Annotated in this window: 15 protein-coding genes and 1 pseudogene; 9 read left to right on the forward strand and 7 right to left on the reverse strand. The window is 62.2% G+C overall.

Annotated elements, in window-relative coordinates:
- Nucleotides 1-197 precede the first annotated feature (197 nt).
- The 9 genes from AS9A_RS05415 (at nucleotide 198) to proB (ending at nucleotide 12,493) form a co-directional block, all read left to right on the forward strand.
- Entirely contained in the window at nucleotides 198-2,918 is a 2,721-nt protein-coding gene (locus AS9A_RS05415) for a valine--tRNA ligase (protein WP_083826458.1), read from the forward strand.
- A complete protein-coding gene (gene folC, locus AS9A_RS05420) occupies nucleotides 2,915-4,402 on the forward strand; it encodes a bifunctional tetrahydrofolate synthase/dihydrofolate synthase (RefSeq protein WP_013805920.1) in 1,488 nt (495 codons plus the stop codon). The genes AS9A_RS05415 and folC overlap by 4 nt, the downstream gene beginning before the upstream one ends.
- Nucleotides 4,403-4,455: 53 nt before the next feature.
- Nucleotides 4,456-4,827 carry a DUF4233 domain-containing protein gene (locus tag AS9A_RS05425; protein ID WP_083826651.1) on the forward strand — a complete coding sequence of 124 codons (372 nt, stop codon included), beginning with the start codon at nucleotides 4,456-4,458 and terminating at the stop codon, nucleotides 4,825-4,827.
- 43 nt (nucleotides 4,828-4,870) lie between these two features.
- Nucleotides 4,871-5,284, forward strand: coding sequence for a nucleoside-diphosphate kinase (gene ndk / locus AS9A_RS05430; RefSeq protein WP_041450887.1), 414 nt, complete (start codon nucleotides 4,871-4,873; stop codon nucleotides 5,282-5,284).
- A gap of 431 nt (nucleotides 5,285-5,715) precedes the next feature.
- Nucleotides 5,716-8,928 (forward strand): translation initiation factor IF-2 N-terminal domain-containing protein, encoded by a 3,213-nt coding sequence (locus AS9A_RS05435; protein WP_013805923.1) that lies wholly within the window; start codon nucleotides 5,716-5,718, stop codon nucleotides 8,926-8,928.
- A gap of 213 nt (nucleotides 8,929-9,141) precedes the next feature.
- On the forward strand, nucleotides 9,142-9,450 hold the full coding sequence (gene rplU / locus AS9A_RS05440) for a 50S ribosomal protein L21 (RefSeq protein ID WP_013805924.1): 309 nt from the start codon (nucleotides 9,142-9,144) through the stop codon (nucleotides 9,448-9,450).
- A gap of 67 nt (nucleotides 9,451-9,517) precedes the next feature.
- Nucleotides 9,518-9,778, forward strand: a complete 261-nt coding sequence (gene rpmA, locus AS9A_RS05445) for a 50S ribosomal protein L27 (RefSeq protein WP_013805925.1) — start codon at nucleotides 9,518-9,520, stop codon at nucleotides 9,776-9,778.
- Nucleotides 9,779-9,908: 130 nt separating this feature from the next.
- Nucleotides 9,909-11,393 carry a GTPase ObgE gene (gene obgE / locus AS9A_RS05450; protein WP_013805926.1) on the forward strand — a complete coding sequence of 495 codons (1,485 nt, stop codon included), beginning with the start codon at nucleotides 9,909-9,911 and terminating at the stop codon, nucleotides 11,391-11,393.
- Nucleotides 11,390-12,493, forward strand: coding sequence for a glutamate 5-kinase (gene proB, locus AS9A_RS05455; RefSeq protein WP_013805927.1), 1,104 nt, complete (start codon nucleotides 11,390-11,392; stop codon nucleotides 12,491-12,493). Before obgE ends, proB begins: the two co-directional genes overlap by 4 nt.
- Nucleotides 12,494-12,497: 4 nt before the next feature.
- Here proB and arsB read toward each other — a convergent pair.
- From arsB to AS9A_RS05495, 7 genes and pseudogenes are all read right to left on the reverse strand, one after another.
- Nucleotides 12,498-14,017, reverse strand: a pseudogene (gene arsB / locus AS9A_RS05465) (ACR3 family arsenite efflux transporter).
- A 19-nt stretch (nucleotides 14,018-14,036) separates the two neighbouring features.
- Nucleotides 14,037-14,375, reverse strand: coding sequence for an ArsR/SmtB family transcription factor (locus AS9A_RS05470; RefSeq protein WP_013805930.1), 339 nt, complete (start codon nucleotides 14,373-14,375; stop codon nucleotides 14,037-14,039).
- Nucleotides 14,376-14,419: 44 nt separating this feature from the next.
- Entirely contained in the window at nucleotides 14,420-15,217 is a 798-nt protein-coding gene (locus tag AS9A_RS05475; protein ID WP_041451557.1) for an NAD-dependent protein deacetylase, read from the reverse strand.
- Between the two features lie 276 nt (nucleotides 15,218-15,493).
- Nucleotides 15,494-15,889, reverse strand: a complete 396-nt coding sequence (locus tag AS9A_RS05480) for an ectoine synthase (protein WP_013805932.1) — start codon at nucleotides 15,887-15,889, stop codon at nucleotides 15,494-15,496.
- Between the two features lie 112 nt (nucleotides 15,890-16,001).
- Complete coding sequence (gene ectB / locus AS9A_RS05485; RefSeq protein ID WP_013805933.1) at nucleotides 16,002-17,312, reverse strand: diaminobutyrate--2-oxoglutarate transaminase; 1,311 nt, start codon at nucleotides 17,310-17,312, stop codon at nucleotides 16,002-16,004.
- A 73-nt stretch (nucleotides 17,313-17,385) separates the two neighbouring features.
- Nucleotides 17,386-17,907 (reverse strand): diaminobutyrate acetyltransferase, encoded by a 522-nt coding sequence (gene ectA, locus AS9A_RS05490; protein ID WP_041450889.1) that lies wholly within the window; start codon nucleotides 17,905-17,907, stop codon nucleotides 17,386-17,388.
- A gap of 144 nt (nucleotides 17,908-18,051) precedes the next feature.
- Entirely contained in the window at nucleotides 18,052-18,921 is an 870-nt protein-coding gene (locus tag AS9A_RS05495; RefSeq protein WP_013805935.1) for a ribokinase, read from the reverse strand.
- Nucleotides 18,922-18,962 lie beyond the last annotated feature (41 nt).

Raw genomic sequence — 18,962 nt, forward strand, 5'->3', positions numbered from 1 at the left:
GAAAGATTGAGGCCGTTCGAGGGGCCACGTTAGCGTGAACTGTTACCAAATTGGAACCCTAATTTAATGACTTTAAGACCTTTTCCTGTGTCCTTCATCACTTCAACCTTGAATTTACCGCCCGGTAACCAGGCAATGTCATGGGACTGCCGGGATGCGATGTGACCTCCGAGGGGCATCTTCCCTAGAATCGCGGGGTGACCAGTGCAGCGCCAGAGCCCCCCAAGACAACTGCGGCCGCACAGAATGCCGCGGGCAGGACGGAAGCCGCAGATTCCGGCGTCCAGACCGAGACGACCTTGCCAAAGTCGTGGGAACCGCAGGCGGTAGAGGCTGACCTGTACCAGAGGTGGATCGACGCGGGCTACTTCACGGCGGACCCGAAAAGCGACAAGCCTGGGTTCTCGATCGTGCTGCCGCCACCGAATGTCACCGGAAGCCTGCACATGGGCCACGCGCTTGACCACACGCTGATGGATGTTCTTTGCCGCCGCAAACGCATGCAGGGATTCGAAGTGCTGTGGCTGCCAGGTATGGACCACGCGGGCATCGCCACGCAGATGGTTGTAGAAAAGCAGCTCGATGCCCAAGGGGCTAGCCGCCACGAGCTCGGCCGCGACAAGTTCATCGAACGAGTCTGGGACTGGAAGGCAGAATCTGGCGGAACGATCCTCGAGCAGATGCGCCGGATCGGTGACAGCGTCGACTGGACCCGAGAGCGGTTCACCCTCGATGAGGGGCTGTCGCGCGCCGTGCAGACCATCTTCAAGAATTTGTACGACTCCGGACTCATCTATCGCGCGGAGCGACTGGTCAACTGGTCGCCCGTGCTGCAAACGGCAATCTCTGACATTGAGGTGAAGCACGAGGAGGTTGACGGCGAGCTCGTCTCGCTCCGGTATGGCTCACTTCAGGACGATGAGCCGCATGTGATCGTCGCGACCACCCGTGTCGAGACGATGCTTGGGGACACCGCGGTGGCGGTGCATCCCGAGGACGAGCGGTACAAGCACCTAATCGGCACAACGGTGTACCACCCGATCACCGAGCGCCAGATCCCGGTCATCGCCGACGATTACGTTGATCCGGCTTTCGGTTCCGGCGCTGTCAAGATCACCCCTGCGCACGACCCCAACGACTTTGAGATCGGGCTTCGGCACGACCTCCCGATGCCGACCATCATGGATGAGCAGGCCCGGATTTCGGGCACCGGCACGGAGTTCGATGGGATGGACAGATTTAAAGCCCGGGTGAAGATCCGCGAGCGTCTGGCCAGCGAGAGCCGTGTCGTCGCAGAAAAGCGTCCCTACGTACACAGCGTCGGGCATTCCGAACGTGGCGGTGAGGTCATTGAGCCGCGGCTATCCAAACAGTGGTGGGTCAAGGTCGCGGACCTTGCGACGATGGCGGGCGACGCCGTGCGTGACGGTGACACCGTGATCCACCCGAAGAGCCTGGAACCGCGCTGGTTCGCGTGGGTCGATGACATGCATGACTGGTGTATTTCCCGGCAGTTGTGGTGGGGCCACCGGATCCCGATCTGGTACGGCCCAGAAGGCGACGTTGTCTGCCTCGGGCCCGACGAGACTGCCCCCGAGGGGTACGTCCAGGATCCGGACGTTCTCGATACCTGGTTCTCATCGGGGCTGTGGCCGTTCTCGACAATGGGGTGGCCAGACGCTACGCCGGAACTAGCCAAGTTCTATCCCACGAGCGTGCTTGTTACCGGCTACGACATTTTGTTCTTCTGGGTCGCCAGAATGATGATGTTCGGCCGCTTCGTCGCCGAGAGTGAATCGGCCAAAGCGCCCGGCAAGGTCCCGTTCCACGACGTTTTCCTCCACGGCCTGGTCCGGGACGAGTTCGGCCGGAAAATGTCCAAGTCGCGCGGCAACGGGATCGACCCGCTCGACTGGGTTGAACGTTTCGGTGCGGACGCGCTGCGCTTCACACTCGCTCGCGGCGCCAACCCGGGATCCGACCTCCCGGTCGGTGAAGACCATGCGCAGGCCGCCCGCAACTTCGCGACGAAGCTTTTCAACGCGACGCGGTTCGCGCTGATGAACGGGGCCAAACCAGGGGAGTTGCCGCCATTTGGCGACCTCACCGATGCCGACCGGTGGATTCTTGACCGGCTCAACGCGGTTCGCGCAGAAGTGGACGCCGCCTTCGACAGATACGAATTCGGCAAGGCGTGTGAAGCGCTCTATCACTTCGCCTGGGATGAATTCTGTGACTGGTACCTCGAGTTGTCCAAGGTGCAGTTCGGAACTGACGAGGCTGCCGCGACGACTCGGGCGGTGCTCGGCAACGTGCTCGATACCCTGCTGCGTCTTTTGCATCCGGTGATCCCGTTCGTCACCGAAACACTGTGGACAGCGCTGACCGCCGAAGAGTCCGTGGTGATCGCAGACTGGCCGTCCGCGGTTGGTGCCCCGCAGGACAACCGTGCCGCAGGGCGGATCGCCGACACTCAGCATCTCGTGACCGAGATTCGGCGTTTTCGTTCAGACCAAGGTCTGCGTCCGGGGCAGAAGGTGCCGGCGCGCATCTCGGGGCTCGCGGAAGCCGACCTTTCGGAAATGGAGCCATACGTCGCCAGCCTCGCGAAACTCACCCCGGCAGGAGACGAGTTCTCCGTCAGTGCGTCGATCGAGGTTCGTGTGAGCCGGACAACCCTTACCGTGGAACTGGACACGTCAGGCACTGTCGACATCGAAGCGGAGAAGCGCCGCCTGGCAAAAGATCTGTCGTCTGCGGAAAAGGAACTCTCGCAGACTTCAGCGAAGCTTGGGAACGATGCGTTCCTCGCTAAGGCGCCGGAGCACGTGGTGGAGAAAATAAAAACGCGGCAGCGCGTCGCAGAAGAGGAAGTAGCGCGCATCGGCTCACGCCTTGCTGCGCTTGGTGGAGTATGAACCGAAAAGATCCCCAGAACGCTCACGACAACGCTTTCTTCCTGCCACTCGACGGTCCAGAGACCCCAGACACGCCGCTCGACGACACTCCCACCGCAGCGGACCTCGCTGAGCTTGCGGCCGTCGAGGCTGAGCTCGACCAGCGCTGGCCAGAGACCAAGATCGAGCCTTCGCTTGCCCGGATCAGCGCACTGATGGATGTTCTGGGGACGCCCCAGCATTCGTTCCCGTCGATTCACATCGCGGGGACGAATGGTAAGACATCGGTGAGCCGCATGATTGATGCACTACTGACGCGGCTAGGCCAGCGCACTGGCCGGACGACGAGCCCCCACTTGCAGATCGTCACGGAACGGATCAGCGTGGACAATGCGCCGATCGCACCGCGCCGATATGTCGACACGTACGTCGAGCTTAAGCCGTACATCGAGATGATTGACGCGCAATCTCAGGCGAGTGGCGGGCCGCGCATGAGCAAATTCGAGGTTCTCACGGCAATCGCGTTCTCAGCGTTTGCGGATGCGCCTATCGACGTGGGAATTATCGAAGTCGGCCTCGGCGGAACCTGGGATGCGACGAACGTCGTCAATGGGCAGGTTGCGGTCATCACGCCGATCAGCACCGATCACATCGAATATCTGGGGCCGGATCTCGCGTCGATAGCTGGTGAGAAGGCGGGCATCATCAAGAAGGCGCCCGAGAAGCTGATTCCCACGGACACCGTTGCTGTGGTCGCCCAGCAAGAACCTGAAGCGATGGAGGTCGTGATGCGGCGGGCCGTGGAAGCGGACGCCGCGGTTGCCCGCGAAGGCAGCGAGTTCCAAGTGACCTTGCGTCAAGTTGCTGTCGGCGGGCAGCAGCTCACCCTGCAGGGTCTCGGAGGTGTCTATGACGACATCTTCCTGCCGCTGCATGGCGAGCATCAGGCCCGGAACGCGTCTGTCGCACTCGCCGCTGTTGAGGCGTTCTTCGGGGCCGGGAGGGACCGCCAGCTCGACGTTGAGGCGGTACGCGACGCTTTTGCGAGCGTGGCAAGCCCCGGGCGGCTCGAACGCGTTCGGGCGGCGCCGACGGTCTTCCTTGATGCGGCACACAATCCGCACGGTGCGAAGGCGCTCGCCAGCGCGCTGAGTAGCGAATTCGACTTCCGTCGGCTAATAGGTATCGTCGCCGTCATGGCAGATAAGGACGCATCGGGCATCGTCGAAGCGCTCGAACCTGTTTTCGACGAAATCGTCGTCACCACCAATGGGTCCTCCCGCGCCATGCATCCGGACGAACTCGCCGCAGTCGCGCTTCCGAAGTTCGGCGAGGACCGCGTCATCGTCTCGCCTGATCTGGCGGACGCGATCGAGATCGCTGTCGCGCGCGCCGAGGACACCCGCGAACCAGGCGAGCATGTGTCAGGAGCCGGAATCGTGATCACTGGATCTGTGGTCACCGCGGGAGTCGCGAGAACGCTTTTCGGAAAGGAGCCGGTGTGACCGAAGCGGTCCCGCCCCCGGCGAAGGATCCATGGAAGGGTCTGCGCGGCGTCATGGCCGGCACGCTCATCCTGCAGGCGATCGTGGTGATGCTCGCGCTGCCCGTCGTGTGGCGCGTGGGGGACGGGATCACCTGGTTCTCTGGCAGCTACGTCATTGGTCTCGCTGTTCTCATGATTCTCGGTGCTGGGCTGCAAGGACGGCCCTGGGCACTGAAGTTTGACATCGCGCTGCAGGTGCTGATGATAGGGACTTTCGTCATCAGCGTGGCGCTCGGCATCCTGGGCCTGATTTTCGCCGCGGTGTGGGGGTACATCTTGTATCTGCGCAACGACCTGCAGAGCCGGATCAAGGCTGGCTTGCTGCCGAGCCAGCAGATCAGCGCCGCTGAGGACGCTGAGGGGTCTGACGACGAACGGAAATAGGACCCCGCGCAAATGCTGACGGCTTGGCAGATACGCTAGGCGCGTGAGTGAGCGCACCTTAGTCTTGATCAAGCCCGATGGAGTGGCCCGTGGCCTCGTTGGGGAAGTTGTTGGCCGTATCGAACGGCGCGGTCTGAAGCTCGTAGCTCTAGAGCTGAAGAATGTCGCCGACGATCTCGCGGCGAAGCACTACGCTGAGCATGAAGGCAAGCCCTTCTATCAATCTCTGCTCGACTTCATCACCTCGGGTCCGCTGGTGGCCGCAGTGGTGGAGGGGCCGCGCGCCGTGGGAGCCTTCCGTCAGATCGCTGGCGGCACCGACCCTGTCGACAAGGCAGCCCCGGGCTCTATCCGTGGAGACTTTGCTCTCGAGGTCCAGGAGAACATCGTTCACGGCTCAGATTCGGCCGAGTCTGCCGCTCGTGAAATTGAATTGTGGTTCCCGGGACTTTCCTGACAAATACCTGGTCACTTGCCATGCTCCGTGGCGTGGTGCATGCGCACCGCACCACGGAGTGTGCCTATCTGGACGGGACTCGCCGCTAAGTGTGGGATAGTGGAGAAGTAGCAACGCTGCGCGGTGCTCTGACAATAACGAAGAGAACAAGTCAGGGTTAACGTGTAAGGGTGCTGCTGGACTTCACCAGTGAGTCCAGCCGGGCTGTGATCGCGACGTTGTGCGCGGCGGCGGAAGTCGCGACGCGCTAACGAAATGGACGCAGAGGCAGGCCGGTTAGGCGAACTGTGGGGCCCGCAGGTGGTAAGTCGGCGATTTTGATGTCGGCGAGCCGCCACGAGACCGGACAACTATCTCGCGCCACTGTGCGTGAGCAGGCTTACGCCCCTGCGTGGCCGCGATTTTCGCGCCCGGGGGCCCGAGGAGAATACGTGGCCGATAAAGCGCCGCCTAACAACGTAATCGAGAACACTGCAGGTGGAGATCAGCAGGACGACTCCAGCAACGGTGAGGATGCTCGACCAGTGTTTCCTGCGAAGATGCGTGTGCATGCATTAGCGAAACTGCTCGGACAGACGAGCAAGCAGCTGCTGTCAACGCTCAAGGAGCGTGGGCTGGAGTTGCGCAGCGCGCACTCCACGGTGGAGCGCCAGGTCGCTGAGGAGGTCTGGGACGCCGTCAGAAGCTCGCCCCCTGCGTCCGCCCCAACTGAACAGCCCGGCGAGGAAGCTGCCGCAAGCGCGGCGGCCGCGATCCCTGAACCCGAAGCCGATGAAGCGCCACCCACGGAGCCCGCGTCCAGTGAATCCCGCGGGCGTCAGGACTCCCTGTTTTCGGCTGCTTCTGCGACGGCCGAGACCGAACGTGCGGAGCGCTCTCCATCAGCAGCGGAGGTAGGCCCGCCGCTTTTCCTGCCGCCACCACCACCGCCAGAAGCTGAGGAAGACGCGGAACGCGGTCGGCGGCGCAAGCGCACACGCAAGGCCAAGGAAGCTGAGCCGGAAGTGTCGGCTGGGAAACCCGAACCGTCGAAGCCAACAGGGGAGGCCGAGGCGGCACCTGCAGAAAAAGTGACCGCCGAAGCTGATACAAAGGCTCAGGACGATTCAGACTTTTCGGATGACGGTGACGATGACGGCAGCAAGAAAGGCCGGCGCCGTCGTCGGGGTCGGCGCGGACGTGGGCGGGGAAAGGGTGAGCCCAGTTCAGAAAAGGGCGCTGACGACGAATCCGAGGATGCAGCCGAATCTGGCGATTCGGCGGAATCCGAGTCCGGCGAGGATTCAGCAGGGCCTCCGGATGAGCCCAAAGCTGCCAAGAAGAAGGCCGAGAAGGCGCTAGAGCGTCCGGCTGCTGAAGCTGCTGACGACGAGTCGGGGGAAGGCGAGTCGGAAGACAGCGAATCCGAGGAAGCCTCAGACGAGGGGTCTTCGGGCACCTCACGCCGCCGCCGTCGTCGCCGCCGCCGCAAGGCTGGGGGAGAGGACGGCGACGGGAGCGACGCCGCGTCATCAGACGACGATCCTCCGAACACCGTCATTCACGAACGCGAGCCCCGGAACAAGTCCCGTAAGGACGAAGTTCAGGGCATCTCTGGTTCGACTCGGCTGGAAGCGAAGCGGCAGCGACGCAAGGACGGACGCGACGCTGTCCGTCGGCGTCCGCCCATCCTGACTGAAGCTGAGTTCCTCGCACGCCGCGAGTCAGTCGACCGCGTCATGGTGGTGCGTGAGAAGCAGGCTGACAGCCAGCCGGGTACTACAACGCAGATCGCGGTGCTCGAAGACAGCATGCTCGTCGAGCACTTCGTCACCAGTGCGTCGTCGGGGTCGATCGTCGGCAATATTTACCTCGGCCGGGTGCAGAACGTTCTCCCCAGCATGGAGGCGGCGTTCGTCGATATCGGCCGTGGCCGCAATGGAGTCCTCTACGCAGGTGAAGTGAACTGGGACGCTGCCGGTCTCGGGGGTAATTCGCGCAAGATCGAACAGGCGCTGAAGCCTGGCGATCAGGTGCTTGTGCAGGTCAGCAAGGACCCCGTCGGACACAAGGGCGCGCGCCTGACGACCCAGATCTCACTGGCGGGACGGTTCCTCGTATACGTGCCTGAAGGCTCGTCCACGGGTATCAGCCGCAAGCTGCCCGACAACGAGCGGAAACGGCTTAAGGACATTCTCCGCGAAATCGTCCCAGCGGACGCCGGCGTCATCATCCGCACCGCGTCCGAGGGAGTATCAGCGGAGGAACTCGGACGTGACATCGAGCGACTGCGCACGCTTTGGTCATCGATTGACGAGCAAGCAAAATCTGAGAAGGGTAACGCGCCCAAGAGTCTCTACGAAGAGCCCGATCTACTGGTGAAGGTCGTTCGCGACCTGTTCAATGAGGACTTCTCGCGGCTGGTGGTGCAGGGCGATCGCGTCTGGAACACCGTCGAAGGTTATGTCCGCAAGGTAGCCCCCGACCTGTTGGACCGGGTCGAGCACTACCAAGCTGACCAGGATGCTTTCGGCGCGTTCCGGATCGACGAGCAGATCACAAAGGCGCTCGACCGGAAGGTATGGCTGCCCTCCGGCGGCACCCTGGTGATCGACCGCACCGAGGCGATGACCGTTATCGACGTGAATACAGGGAAGTTCACCGGGTCTGGCGGAAATCTCGAGGAAACGGTGACGCGTAACAACATCGAGGCGGCTGAAGAGATCGTTCGGCAGCTGCGCTTGCGCGATATTGGCGGCATGATTGTTATCGACTTCATCGACATGGTTCTGGAGTCGAATCGCGATCTGGTGCTGCGCCGTCTGACGGAGGCGCTGAGCCGCGACCGTACACGTCACCAGGTGTCGGAAGTGACCTCGCTTGGTCTCGTCCAGATGACACGAAAGAAGATCGGTACTGGCCTGGTTGAGGCATACTCGACGCCCTGCGAGCACTGCCATGGCAGGGGCATCCTGGTGCACGAGGAACCGGTTGATGCTCAGGTCACCGGCGATGGCCGCGGTGGTCTGCCCTCGAGCGGCCGACGGTCACGCAGGGCCAAGGCACGTCAGGAAGTTGTGCAGCCCCAGGCTAAACCCGACGATCTCAAAGCGCAGGCTCAGGTTCACAGCAAGCATCCGATGATCCTTGCCATGGCAGGTGGCACCGAAGTCGGTGACGAGCAAGATGAATCGGAAGCACCGTCGCCGCGCAGTGATGCGGTGACAAATGCTCCAGAGACTTCCGCGCCCGCTGAGATCGCAGAGGCGGTCGACGCTGCGCAGGCCGCCGAGCCAACCGATCACACTGGACCTGAGACAATTGAAGAACCTGATCGGCCCCTTGAAACTGAGGCGCCGTCAGAGCCGGTGGTGGCGGACGAGCCTGTCGCCGTAGCGGTGCGTCGTCGCAGGGTTAGCAGAAGCGCGGCTCCAGCACAGGCCGCTGACCGTCCGGAGCCAACCGAGGCGGTGTTCGCGCTGCCGGTGCTTGACGAGGCGTCTGCGGACGGCTCAGGGGCTGATTCCGGAGAGGATGAGCACCTCAGTGCTGAGGTTGCTGCCGGACCTGTGAGGCGACGCCGCCGCGCCGCCGGTCGGCCGGCAGGCCCTCCCGTGGATGGGGAAACCGACCAGGGCCACGCAAGCGAGCAGGCCTCGGTGTGAGTGCCGCTGATGTGTGGCCCGCCAGTTTGACCGCCAAGGCTGTGTTCCACTAACCTTGGCAAGTCGCTGCCCAGCGACGTTCCTTCAGGCTGCGGTTCTGTGTGAGCGTCAGCTTCGCGGGAAACCGCGGGATGTGGGCAGCAAACAATAGACCAGTCGCCCCGCGACAAGCGGTGCGAGTAGAAAGTTCGATGAAGCAAGGGGTAGCCCTCCATGTACGCGATCGTCAAAACCGGCGGCAAGCAGTACAAGGTTGCTGTTGGTGACCTCGTGAAGGTCGAGAAGATCGAGGGTGCTCCGGGCACTGCTGTTGAGCTTCCTGTCGCCCTCGTTGTGAACGGCGCAGAAGTGACCTCCGACGCCGCTGCTTTGGCTAAGGCCACGGTCACTGGTGAGGTCGTCGAGCACACCAAGGGCCCGAAGATCCGCATCCACAAGTTCAAGAACAAGACCGGGTACCACAAGCGTCAGGGTCACCGGCAGAAGCTGACCGTCCTGAAGGTCACCGGTATCAACGCGTAAGCGCCGGTTCAGGAAAGTTAGCACCAGGGCTTAAAAGGCCCGAGGGCCTTCGAGGAGGATCAGGGAAATGGCACATAAGAAGGGTGCATCGAGTTCACGCAACGGGCGCGATTCCAACGCCCAGCGGCTCGGTGTGAAGCGATTCGGTGGTCAGCTGGTGAACGCGGGCGAGATCCTCGTCCGTCAGCGCGGAACACACTTCCACCCGGGCGTGAACGTCGGGCGTGGCGGGGACGACACGCTGTTTGCGCTTTCAGCAGGCTCGGTGCAGTTCGGCGCCAAGCGTGGTCGCAAGACCGTAAACATCGTTCCGGCTGAAGCTGTCTGATTTAGTTCAGCGGGGTTCAGCTCAAGGAACAACACAGCACTAACGCTCTGAATTAGGGGCGGGCCCGGGCCAAGCTGCTCGTAGGCCCGCTCCTTTTTCGTTTTCCGGTGCTGAAGAGGAGGAACTGACTGTGGCTCGATTTGTTGACCGGGTTGTTCTGCATGTGCAAGCGGGCAACGGCGGCCACGGCTGCGCGTCCGTGCACCGGGAGAAGTTCAAACCGCTGGGCGGTCCGGACGGTGGGAACGGTGGCCGGGGCGGAAACGTCGTGCTCGTCGTCGATGCCGGTGTGCACACCCTGCTGGACTTTCACTTCCGCCCGCACGCTACAGCGACTAGCGGTCGGCCTGGGATGGGCAGCAACCGCAACGGTGCTGACGGCGAGGACCTCATCCTTCACGTCCCCGACGGTACAGTCGTCCTGGACAAAGACGGCGAGATGCTCGCCGACTTGGTAGGCCCCGGATCTGAGTTTGTGATCGCGAAGGGTGGCCGGGGCGGGCTAGGTAATGCTGCGCTCGTGTCGAAGGCGCGGCGCGCGCCGGGCTTTGCTCTCCTTGGTGAGGAGGGTGAACAGGGCGAGGTCGTGCTTGAACTCAAGTCGGTCGCTGACGTTGGCCTGGTCGGTTTTCCGTCTGCGGGTAAGTCCTCGCTGATTTCGGTGCTATCAGCCGCTAAACCGAAGATCGCAGATTACCCATTCACTACGCTCGCGCCCAACCTCGGCGTCGTCGAAGCGGGCGAGACGACTTACACCATCGCTGACGTGCCGGGACTTATCCCTGGTGCGAGCGATGGTAAAGGCCTTGGCCTCGATTTCCTGCGACACCTCGAACGCTGCGCGGTACTCGCACATGTCGTCGATTGCGCCACGATGGACCCGGGTCGTGATCCTGTTTCCGACATCGATGCGCTGGAAGCAGAACTCGCTGCATATACCCCGGCGCTGGCCGCTGATACTGGCCTCGGAGATTTGGCTGAGCGTCCGCGGATCGTGGTCCTGAATAAAGCAGACGTGCCTGAGGCTGCGGAACTTGCCGACTTCGTGAAACCCGAGTTCGACAAACGCGGCTGGCCCGTCTACATCATTTCGGCCGTGGCACGCACCGGTTTGCGTGACCTGAGTTTTGCCCTCGCGCGGATGGTGGAGGAATACCGCGAAGCGCATCCGAAGGAAACCCAGCGCCGGCCAATCATCCGTCCGGTGCAGGTGAAGGAGCGCGACTTCGCGGTATCGCCTGACCCAGCCACTCCAGGTGCTTTCGTGGTGCGGGGCACCAAACCTGAGCGCTGGATTCGCCAGACCCAGTTCGACAATGACGAAGCGGTCGGCTTCCTCGCAGACCGCCTTGCACGCCTCGGCGTCGAGGACGAACTGTTGCGTCTCGGAGCGGAACCAGGTGCACAGGTCACCATCGGTCCTGTGACGTTCGACTGGGAGCCACAGACACCGGCGGGTACCGATGTCGTGCTGAGCGGCCGCGGGACCGATGCGCGCCTTGAACAGAGTGAGCGCATCGGCGCTAAAGAACGTAAGTTTGCACGCCGGGTCCGGCGGGGGCTGGAAGCGCGCGCTGAAGATGATGCGGATCAGGGAGGAGACACAGGCCGATGAGCGTCCGGGAGTCCATAGCGAGCGCCCGTCGCATCGTTGTCAAGATCGGCTCTTCCGCTATCACGACCCTCGAGGGTGGCCTTGAACTTGACCGGCTCAATGCGCTCGTGGACGCCTGTGAGGCGCGGATGCGCGCCGGGTCCGACGTTGTTGTCGTCTCCTCAGGCGCGGTAGGCGCGGGGATTTCGCCGCTAGGTCTGAAGAAACGTCCACAAGACCTCGCCACCAAACAGGCCGCCGCCAGTGTGGGGCAGCTTGCCATGGCGCAAGCGTGGTCCACCTCCTTCGCCCGGCACAATCGGGTCGTGGGCCAGGTGCTGCTCACCGCTGATGACATCGCACGTCGTGCCCAGCACCGGAATGCCCAGCGAACACTCGACCGCTTGCGTTCGCTGCGCGCCGTGGCGGTCGTCAATGAGAACGACACTGTCGCTACGACGGAGTTGAGGTTCGGCGATAACGACCGCTTGGCTGCTCTCGTCGCGCACCTAGTCGGTGCTGACGCGCTGGTTCTCCTGTCTGATGTGGACGGACTTTACGACGGAGACCCGCGCAAAGGGGGTGCCACAATCATTCGCGAGGTCGCTGGACCGGACGACCTCGACGGCGTGGTCGCCGGGACTGGGGGAGCGCTCGGTACCGGTGGAATGGCATCCAAACTGTCCGCCGCTCGTCTCGCGGCGGACTCAGGGGTTCCCGTGCTGCTTGCCGCGGCTGCGGACGCGGACAGCGCGCTGTCCACTGCTGCTGTAGGCACTGTGTTCGCAGCCCGGCCCGGGCGAATGTCAGCGCGGAAGTTCTGGGTGCGCCATGCGGCCGACACCAACGGCAGTCTGCAGCTCGATGATGGTGCGGTGGCAGCGGTGGTCGGCAAACGCCGCTCCTTGCTCGCCGCTGGCATCACTCGAATCGAGGGCCGATTCTATGGCGGCGATGTCGTGGACATCATCGACAAAGATGGCGCGAAGGTGGCGCGGGGTGTCGTCGCATTTGATTCGTCGGAATTGTCCGCGATGCTCGGCCGGTCCAGCACTGATCTTCCGGCCGAGCTGCGCCGTCCCGTTATCCACGCGGACGACCTGGTAGCACACTTGCGCTGACGTGCTAGCGCACTGTGACGAGTTCGCCGATCAGGGCTTCGACGCGCCGTCGGATCTCGTCACGAATTGGCCGTACCGACTCGAGGCCCTGGCCAGCAGGATCGTCGAGTTGCCAATCCCGGTAGCTCTTCCCAGGGAAGATTGGGCAGGCATCGCCGCATCCCATTGTGATGATCACGTCTGACACCCCGACAGCGTCGGTTGTGAGCACTTTGGGCTGTTGTGCGGTGATGTCGATGCCCTCTTCAGCCATCGCGGCGACTGCAGCGGGATTGATGGTGTCCGCGGGTGCGCTACCAGCTGATCGCACCTCGATTGTGTCACCGGCGAGGTGGCGGAGGTAGCCGGCGGCCATCTGCGAGCGGCCCGCGTTGTGGACGCACACAAACAGCACCGAAGGCTTGTCAGAGCTTTTCACTTGCGGGTGCTTCCTTCCGGGAGGGGTGATGCGGCCCAGAAACGCTTTCGGAGCCACAGGGACACGTATACGAGTGCGACCAGGACAGGCACCTCGATCAGGGGTCCGACCACACCAGCGAGGGCCTGGCCTGACGTGACACCGAAGGTCGCTATGGCGACGGCGATAGCTAGTTCAAAGTTGTTGCCTGCGGCGGTGAACGCAAGCGTGGTGGTCCGCTCGTAGCTCAGTCCGATTGCCGCTCCTAGGAGGTAGCCACCGAACCACATGACTGCGAAGTAGATGAGCAGCGGCACAGAAATACGGACGACGTCCAGCGGGTTCGAGCTGATCTGCTCACCCTGAAGGGCGAAGAGGACGACGATGGTGAATAGCAGCCCATAGAGGGCCCATGGGCCGATGACTGGCAGGAACTTGGCTTCGTACCACTCGCGTCCCTTCGCGCGTTCGCCGAAGCGGCGTGTCAGATATCCGGCCAGCAGAGGGATGCCCAGAAATATCAGCACGGATCGTGCGATGTCCCACGGGGAGGCGTCGATCGATGCCTGCTCGAACCCTAGCCAGCTGGGCAGGAGAGCGAGATAGAACCAGCCGAGCAGCGCGAACATGAAGACTTGGAACACCGAGTTGAGGGCGACTAGAACAGCCGCCGCTTCACGGTCACCGCAGGCCAGATCGTTCCAGATGATCACCATCGCGATGCATCGTGCGAGTCCGACGATGATGAGACCGGTGCGGTATTCCGGTAAGTCGGCGAGGAAGATCCACGCGAGCGCGAACATCACTGCTGGGCCGATGACCCAGTTCAGGAAGATTGAGCTTGTGAGCAGCCGACGGTCTCCGGTCACCGTGTCGAGCCGGTCGTAACGCACCTTCGCCAGAACCGGGTACATCATGATCAGCAGGCCGAGCGCAATGGGCAGGGAAATGCCGTCGATCTTGATGCCGTCGATCGCCGAGCCGAGCCCAGGCACGAACTGGCCCAGCAGCAGGCCTGCTCCCATCGCGAGGGCGATCCATAGGGGGAGGAAGCGGTCGAGCGTGGACAATCGGCCCGCCGGGGCGGGAGGGCTTGACGTAACAGCGTCCGTGCGTGCAGTACTCACGGCACTCCTTCTTGAGGTTTCAGCAGCAGTTCGTGTCGGGTGTAACGGTGGGAGCGGAGGGGCCGAGCAGAGCGCTCACCAGTGGTTCGGCTCCGGGAGCGATCCAGTAGTACACCCAGGTGCCAGTGCGCTCACAAGAGAGGAGCCCCGCCTCTTTCAGCACCTTGAGGTGATGGGAAATTGTCGGTTGCGACAGGCTGAATTGTGGAGTGATGTCGCAGACGCAAACTTTGCCGCGGGGATCACTCGCGATGAGGCTCGCTATTCGTAAACGCACGGGGTCGCTTAGGGCTTTTAGCGTGCGCGCCCGCGATTGAGCTTCCTCAGCCGTGAGCGGCTGATGGCCAGCTGGTGCCATTGACATCCATCTATATTGATAGATATCTATTCAATGCGCAAACGCTACGTCAGTAGTCGCGCCAGAGTCGTGAGGACCTCGGTGCATCCCGCATTGAGCTTGAGTGCCGCGAGATCGTCGCCTCGCGTCTCCCCTCGATTGACGATGACGATGGGTTTTCCCTGCTTCGCTGCATGCCGCACGAACCGGAGCCCTGACATGACGGTGAGTGATGACCCCGCAACAAGAAGTGCCGTCGCGTCGTCCACGGCGGCATACGCGTGTTCGACCCGTTCACGCGGAACAGACTCGCCGAAGAACACGATGTCTGGCTTGAGGATGCCCCCGCAGGCAACGCAGGCCGCGACGTGGAAATGCTCGACGGCGTGCACGATCGCATCCGCATCCGGCGCTACCTCCAGTCCATCGAGCGCAGTGCGGGCCCCGAAGTCAGCGTTGAGCTCGGTGAGCCGCTTCGCTAGGGCTTTGCGGTCGGTCGTACTTCCGCAGTCCAGGCAAACGACAGACCGGTAGGTGCCATGAAGATCAATGACGGTGCGGTGGCCTGCCTTGGTGTGGAGCAGGTCAACGTTCTGTGTGATCAAATGGGCAACTGCGCCGGAACGCTCGAGTTCCGCAAGTGCCAGGTGCCCTGGGTTCGGCGACCGTGATTCGATGTACTGCCAGCCGAGGTGGTTACGCGCCCAGTATCGCTGACGGTTCGCGGCGCTTCCGACGAACTGCTGAAAGGTCATCGGAGTACGTTTGGGCGAGTCAGGCCCGCGGTAATCGGGCACGCCAGAATCGGTAGAGATTCCAGCGCCCGTAAGGGCAAGAATGCGCTGGCCTGCCAAACACTCCATCAGCCGCACGGTGTGCTTCCGGCTGAGGGTCTGCTGCTCGCTGATCACTGAGCCCACGGGTTTCACCTCATCCAGCTTAGCGAGCCCCCAGAACGACACAGAAGGCACAGAAAGACAGCGAAACGCGGGGCAACCTTCCCTTGTTGCCCCGCGTCTCTACCGTTGTATCAGGCTGGACTGACACTCCCCGTCATCCAATATCAGAAGTTCGGTTTTGTTACCGTTCGGTGCGGCTTTGGTGGCCGCCCCGTAGCCCCGCCTGTCTATTCACCTCAGTCAGTCAAGCTCAATCAGCGGATACACACCGTTCTCGTCGTGTACTTCGCGTCCGGTAACGGGCGGGTTGAACACGCACAGCATCCGCATCTGCTCGTCGACCTCGAGACGGTGCTTCTCGTACTTGTTGAGCAGATACATGGAACCGGCGGCCAGGTCGTACACCTCGCCAGTTTCCAGGTCAGTGAGCTTGCCCCGGCCTTCCACCAGCCATACGGCCTCAACATGGTTCGCGTAGTGGAACTCGTTGATCGTGCCCGCTTTGATCGTGGTCTCGTGGAAAGAGAAGCCCACACGATCGTCAGCGAGAACGATCCGCTTGCTGCGCCAGTTTCCGTTCTCGGCGGTTACATCGCGATCAGTATCGGTGATCTCTTGGGTGGTGCGCACGATCATGGGAGCGGCCTTTCTGTTGTAGGGGGATCAGCGACTTCGAAATGTCTGGTGCCCGACGAAAACGCGCCCCGGGGATTGGTTTGTCGATCCCGGGGCGCGTATTCGTGGGATATCAGCTGAGGACCTGCTCAGTGGCATCGGCGAGAATCGCGAGGCCCTGGTCGAGTTCGTCGTCCGTGATGGTCAGCGGCGGCAGCAGCTTGACAACCTCATCTGACGGGCCGGAAGTCTCGGCGAGCAGCCCGTTCCCGAAAGCGATCTCGCATGCTTTCGAAGCGAGCTCTGGCTTGTCGAACACCAGACCCTGAACCATGCCTCGTCCGCGGCCGTGGACCTCTCCCTCGTACTTCTTGGCGAGGTCATCGAAATTCTCGGCGATCTTCTGGCCCTTGCGGATGGTGTCGAGCTCAAGCGCGTTGTTCGACCAGTAGGTATCCAGCGCGACCTTCGATGTCACGAACGCGGGGTTGTTGCCGCGGAAGGTGCCGTTGTGCTCGCCGGGAGCCCAGATGTCGAGTTCCGGTTTGAAGAGAGTCAGTGCCATCGGCAAGCCGTAGCCGCTGATCGACTTCGACACGGTGACGATGTCCGGAGTGATGCCAGCGATCTCGAAGGAGAAGAACGGTCCGGTACGGCCGCAGCCCATCTGGACGTCGTCAACAATCAAGAGGATATCGCGGCGAGCGCAGAGCTCAGCGAGAGCGGCGAGCCACTCGGGACGGGCGACGTTGACACCGCCCTCACCTTGAACGGTCTCGACGATGACGGCTGCCGGGCGGTTGAGGCCGGAGCCAGAATCGTCGAGGACACGCTCGAACCACTGGAAGTCCTCAGTGACGCCACCAAAGTAGTTGTCGTACGGCATTGGGGTGGCGTGCACCAGTGGGATCCCGGCGCCGGCGCGCTTCATCGAGTTGCCGGTGACGGACAGCGCGCCCAGTGTCATTCCGTGGAACGCATTTGTGAAGTTGATGATCGCTTCGCGGCCGGTGGCCTTCCGTGCGAGCTTCAGCGCCGCCTCTACCGAGTTGGTGCCGGTAGGACCTGGGAACTGGACCTTGTAGTCGAGTTTGCGCGGCTTCAGAATGACGTTTTCGAAGGTCTCGAGGAATTCTTTCTTCGCGACCGTAGCCATGTCGAGGCCGTGCGTGATGCCGTCGCGCGCGATGTAGTCGATCAGCGCTTCTTTGAGAATGGGATTGTTGTGCCCGTAGTTCAGTGAACCGGCACCCGCAAAGAAGTCCAGAAACTTGCGGCCAGACGTGTCCGTGATCCACGCGCCCTGGGCGGTGTCGAACGTTGTCGGCCAGCCGCGGCAGTAACCCCGGACCTCGGATTCACGTGTTTCGATGATGCTCGGAACCCCAGGGCCGGTGCCGGGCTTCTCGGCCTTTTCATCAGATGGCAGGTGAGCGATAGTCATGAGTTACTCCTCATACGAAAGATACGGATAAGTTCTATTACCCAGCGTTGCCAGGTTTAGCCCTGTTGCGCGCTTAGCGCGGTTCAAATTCGCCGATTCGATAGAGATCCTCCGGCTCGTGGCTGTCCGGGAAGAGATCGGGCGGGAACAAATCGCTGCGCGTAATAGAGGTATTTCGGGTGCGCGCGAGCGAGGTGAACATCGCGATCGAGGCCTTGTTATCAGGGCTTACGGTCGTTTCGAGGTGGGTTGCCCGACGCACTGGTGGCTGATCGAGCAGCCAGTCGAGCATCCCGTGGGCGATCTTCATGCCGCGATAATCGCTGTCGACGGCAACCTGCCAGACGAACAGCGTCAGCGGGTCCTGCGGACGGAAGAAGCCAGTGACAAATCCGGCGACTCTCCCGTCGACCTCAGCGACTACGGATGACTCACGGAAATCGCGGCACCATAAGACGTAGGCATAACTGGAATTCAGATCGAGGACCTGTGAATCGCGGGCAATCTCCCACAGCCGGACCCCATCCTTGGGCTCCGGGAAGCGGAATCGCACCGCACTCCGGGCGGTGTTTGGGCGTTCTGCTGTCGAATTCATCGGTAACCCGAGATTAACAAGATGCCTTACCGATGTCAGGGCGGCCGAGGGATTCGGACATGGGATGACTAGCGTATCCCCTGGTTAGAGACACTATGTGACGATCATTACATTGTGATCATTGGCCAGGTGTGGTAGACACGCCTAGCTCTCGCGCAGGCTAGGCATTCTTTCCGCCACCTCGGCATATTCCGGACTGTACGCTCCCTCTCGAGTTACTGCGAGTGCACCGGCCGTGCAGGCCCACGGCACAGCGACGGATGCGCCGCGGTGCCAGAGTGCTGCGCAGGCGCCCGCGAACGCGTCTCCTGCCCCCGTGGTGTCGATAACGTCTACCCCCAGGGCGGGTACGTCGAAGCTTTCGCCTCCACGACCGCGAAAGTGCGCACCGCGTCGCCCTCGGGTGATGAGGAGCTGACGCAACCCAGCCTGGTCGCGTCCGAGTTGTTCAGCCTCAATCTCGTTGAGGATCACTACGTCTGCATGGGTGAGCAGACGCTCGGGGAGTTGCTGATAGGGCGAAGGGTTGAGCATCACGGTTGTGCCTGCCATGCACGCGAACTCGGCGGCCTCGGCGACGACGTCAATCGGTAACTCGAGCTGGAGCAGTACGACATCACAGTCGCGGATACGTGCCCGGTCTGCAGGCGTAAGTCCATGGAGCGACTGATTTGCGCCGGGGACGACGACGATTGCATTCTCACCCTCCTGGTTCACCGTGATCGACGCGAAACCACTTGGGCCCGCGGTGGTGCGTAGCTCCGATGTGTGCACACCAGCCGACAGCAGGTGTTCCCGAAGGGGCTGTGCATAGCTGTCAGTTCCCACCGCTCCGAGAAACCAGACGTGCGCACCCATGCGGGCGGCCGCGATGGCCTGGTTGGCGCCCTTGCCGCCGGGGATCTCTCGCCGTGACTCACCGAGAACCGTTTCTCCAGGTGCAGGCAAGCGCTGCGCCCGCACGACAAGGTCCATGTTGATGCTGCCGAGAACCGCAATCCGGCTCATGTCCACAGCATCTCATCATGTAGTTCGGTCTTGTGACGCAACCGCTA

The organism is Hoyosella subflava DQS3-9A1 (genome assembly GCF_000214175.1).
Lineage (GTDB): Bacteria > Actinomycetota > Actinomycetes > Mycobacteriales > Mycobacteriaceae > Hoyosella > Hoyosella subflava.

Coding starts and splice junctions, on each gene's coding strand:
- folC (WP_013805920.1), top strand. CDS start 2,915: ATGAACCGAAAAGATCCCCAGAACGCTCACGACAACGCTTTCTTCCTG.
- AS9A_RS05425 (WP_083826651.1), top strand. CDS start 4,456: ATGGCCGGCACGCTCATCCTGCAGGCGATCGTGGTGATGCTCGCGCTG.
- rplU (WP_013805924.1), top strand. CDS start 9,142: ATGTACGCGATCGTCAAAACCGGCGGCAAGCAGTACAAGGTTGCTGTT.
- rpmA (WP_013805925.1), top strand. CDS start 9,518: ATGGCACATAAGAAGGGTGCATCGAGTTCACGCAACGGGCGCGATTCC.
- proB (WP_013805927.1), top strand. CDS start 11,390: ATGAGCGTCCGGGAGTCCATAGCGAGCGCCCGTCGCATCGTTGTCAAG.
- AS9A_RS05470 (WP_013805930.1), bottom strand. CDS start 14,375: ATGGCACCAGCTGGCCATCAGCCGCTCACGGCTGAGGAAGCTCAATCG.
- AS9A_RS05475 (WP_041451557.1), bottom strand. CDS start 15,217: ATGGAGTGTTTGGCAGGCCAGCGCATTCTTGCCCTTACGGGCGCTGGA.
- AS9A_RS05480 (WP_013805932.1), bottom strand. CDS start 15,889: ATGATCGTGCGCACCACCCAAGAGATCACCGATACTGATCGCGATGTA.
- ectB (WP_013805933.1), bottom strand. CDS start 17,312: ATGACTATCGCTCACCTGCCATCTGATGAAAAGGCCGAGAAGCCCGGC.
- ectA (WP_041450889.1), bottom strand. CDS start 17,907: ATGAATTCGACAGCAGAACGCCCAAACACCGCCCGGAGTGCGGTGCGA.